Origin of the sequence: Stieleria sedimenti (assembly GCF_025060895.1) — a bacterium.
Taxonomy (GTDB): domain Bacteria; phylum Planctomycetota; class Planctomycetia; order Pirellulales; family Pirellulaceae; genus Stieleria; species Stieleria sedimenti.
This window is the reverse complement of record NZ_JANZKV010000386.1, coordinates 1-2953: the sequence shown is the minus strand read 5'-3', so window position 1 is coordinate 2953 and position 2953 is coordinate 1. Positions and strand designations below refer to the sequence as shown.

Sequence of the window (2953 nt, the reverse complement as noted above, 5' to 3'; positions counted from 1 at the left end):
ACGCGTCACGGCTCACTCAATCAACAGACCGGTCAGCGACCGGCGCGTGTCAATCGTTCCACCTATTCCTCACCGGCTTAACCCGCAAGAGTTGACTGTTCGTTACCTTTTCGGATTCTCTCCAAACTCGCCTCGGATCCTGCCGAAATGGATCAAACCAAGGTCGGGAATCACTGCCGTGCATGGATGCTGAGCCAATTTGGGAGATCCATCCGTGCGTTACTTACTTCCCGTTTTTGTGCTACTGCTTGCCGGTTGTAGTGCTTCAGGCCCGTTGAGTTGGTTTCGACGAACATCGGTCGTTTATCACAGCCCCTCCTGTTCGCAATGTTCTCCGTCGACAGCGGTTCCGATCGGGTCGGCCGTGCCCGATTCGATGGTGCTGGAAGGAGCGACGGTCGACCATGGCATTTACTACGACGACATGTTGGACGAGGGCGCCATTGAAAGCCGACTCGATCCCCCGATGAGTTTGCCGTCGACCGACGGTTCCGCTCCGAACGCGGAGTCGATTCCCACGCCGACGCCGGATCCCGAAGCGTAGGGCATGCTGTGCATGCCACCGGTCACAGCGCAGCGATGAAGGTAGGGCATTCGTCACGCACAGCGATGAAGGTAGGGCATGCTGTGCATGCCATTCGTCACGCACAGCGTGACCTACGCGGGCATCCGTCACGCACAGCGTGACCTACGCGGGCATCCGTCACGCACAGCGTGACCTACGTATCCATTCATCACAATGACGCCGGGTGACGACGTACTTTGACGTCGTTGCGTTGGGGCGATCCAGGCGTGCTGCGGCCGGCGGTGATCGTCGTTTCCAGTAACGCTTGCATCGATTTCAGCCGCTCGGGTTGCTCGGCCGCCAGATTGCGCGTCTCGGCAAGGTCTGTCGCCAAGTCGTAGAGCTGGACGGGTTGGCTTTGGTCGCCGCCCTTGCCCCAGCCACCCGATCCCGGCGCGGCGATGTATTTCCAGTTTCGATCGCGCAAACTGGGCACCCCGCGAATCGAACAGCTGACCGACGTTTCACGAATGGGTTGGGTTTCACCCTTCAGCAGCGGGACCAGGCTGAAACTGTCTTCGCCGGCGTCTTCGGGCAACTCAGTGTTCCAGATGTCGGCAAACGTGGCCAGCAAATCGGCTTGATGGACCAGTTCTTGGCAGACACTTTCCGGTTCGACCACACCCGGCCAGCGGACGAGAAACGGGATGCGATGTCCGCCTTCCCATGCATCCGCCTTGTAACCCCGCAGCGGACCGCTGGGGAAATGGCCCTGCTGTTCCAACGATTCGACGCCGATGTAGGGGGCGCAGCCGTTGTCGCTGGTGAAGACCACGAATGTCTCGTCCGCTTTGCCGCTCTGCTCGATCGCGTCGAGCACTTGACCGACCACCGCATCGGTTTCCATCACGAAATCGGCATACAGTCCGAGCCCGCTTTTACCTTTCCACGCGTCGTTGACCGACAGCGGCGTGTGGGGTGAAGTCAGCGGCATGTAGACCAGGAACGGATCGGGCGACTTGGCGGCGGTGGTGATGTACTGGGCGGCTCGATCTGCCAGCGCGGGCAAGATCGGCTCGAGCGTCCAACCGGCCAACGCGGGACCTTGATTGCTGGCCTGGTTCTTGCGCAGCAGCTCCGCCGGCAAGAATTCGGTCGGGATCCCAACGGTTCGGTCGTTTTCGATGAAGCAGTACGGCGGCCAGTTGGGGACGTCGGTGCCGAAGTAGACGTCGAAGCCACGTGTGCTGGGACCGCCGCCGATCGGTTGCTCGAACACCTCGCGCCAGACCGCTCGATGCTCGTCGGTCGCGACGGCGTTGCCTTTGGGGCGTGCTTTGAATAACTTTGCCCCGCTGGCGGGAATCGGCCAGTCCCATCCCAAGTGCCATTTGCCGATGCAGGCGGTTTGATAACCGTGTTGTTTTGCCAGCGTACCGATCGTCATCCGTTCCGGGGCGATCAGCGGTGCGCCCCAAAGTCCGACGATGCCGGCTTGCAAGCGAGAACGCCAGTGGTAGCGTCCGGTCAGCAACGTGTATCGCGAGGGGGAACAGACACCGGACGAAGAGTGCGCGTCGGTGAACTTCATCCCCTGTTTGGCCAACCGATCGATGTTTGGCGTCGGAATCTTGCCACGCTCGGGGTTGTAGCACTGCACGTCACCATAACCGAGGTCGTCGGCGTAGATCACGACAATGTGAGGCGGGGCAGCTGATTCCGCCTTCACCGACGCCGGACCATGACTGAACGCAACAACTGCCGCGAGCATCCAGTAAGCAAGTGACATCATGTTGGCAAACGACTGCATCATGATCAATCTCATTTCGATAAGGTCACTGGGGACGATAGATTTACTCGGGCGACAGACACCATCAACGTCCAAGTGCCGCGTTCACCACGATACAACTATAACGCGTCGAGCGTCCACTTTATCCCGGAGGGACGAAAGTCCACTTTATCCCGGAGGGATTTGAGCAAGTAGCCGGAGGTCAGCGCAGCGCCACCTCCGGGCCACGGCCACAATCCTCCCCTCGACCCCGGACGGGGTCGCAGCGAATCCCAGCATCCCGCCCAGCGACGTCTCCTGCTGACTGGCCTCCGGATACCGACCAACAGCGACGCAAAAAGAGTCCTGACCCCTTTTGCGCGCGTGACCCCTTTTGCGCGCGCGCTTTGGTCTCACTGGTGCACTTCAAACCTCCGAGGGCGCTCGACTCCCAAGGACCGGCGCGTCGTGTGTTCGATCGGATTACTCCATTTGTTGGTTCTTCGTGGATTTTAGTGGCAAATCACTCAGGACCCAGGTTTTTTGAGGCATTGCTGCGATGTCCGAATGGGTGTTGGACGACAAACGCTCGGTTCAAACGCCCCTCCGGCGACGCGGGCCGGTGGAGGGCACGAAGCACCTTCGCCGCATCGCAGACCAGGTGATTCCTAGGCGGGTTG

Annotated in this window: 2 protein-coding genes; one reads left to right on the top strand and one right to left on the bottom strand. The window is 60.2% G+C overall.

Annotated features, from left to right (window positions below; all coding sequences use genetic code 11):
* The first annotated feature begins 214 nt into the window (after window positions 1–214).
* Complete coding sequence (locus NZK35_RS34060; RefSeq protein WP_259636991.1) at window positions 215–544, top strand: hypothetical protein; 330 nt, start codon at window positions 215–217, stop codon at window positions 542–544.
* A gap of 190 nt (window positions 545–734) precedes the next feature.
* Here NZK35_RS34060 and NZK35_RS34055 read toward each other — a convergent pair whose 3' ends face one another.
* Window positions 735–2330 (bottom strand): sulfatase family protein, encoded by a 1596-nt coding sequence (locus tag NZK35_RS34055; protein ID WP_259636990.1) that lies wholly within the window; start codon window positions 2328–2330, stop codon window positions 735–737.
* Between the last annotated feature and the right edge of the window lie 623 nt (window positions 2331–2953).

What these genes read in the sequence shown, in the direction of transcription:
- NZK35_RS34055 (WP_259636990.1), bottom strand. Translation starts at nt 2,330, where the DNA reads ATGAGATTGATCATGATGCAGTCGTTTGCCAACATGATGTCACTTGCT.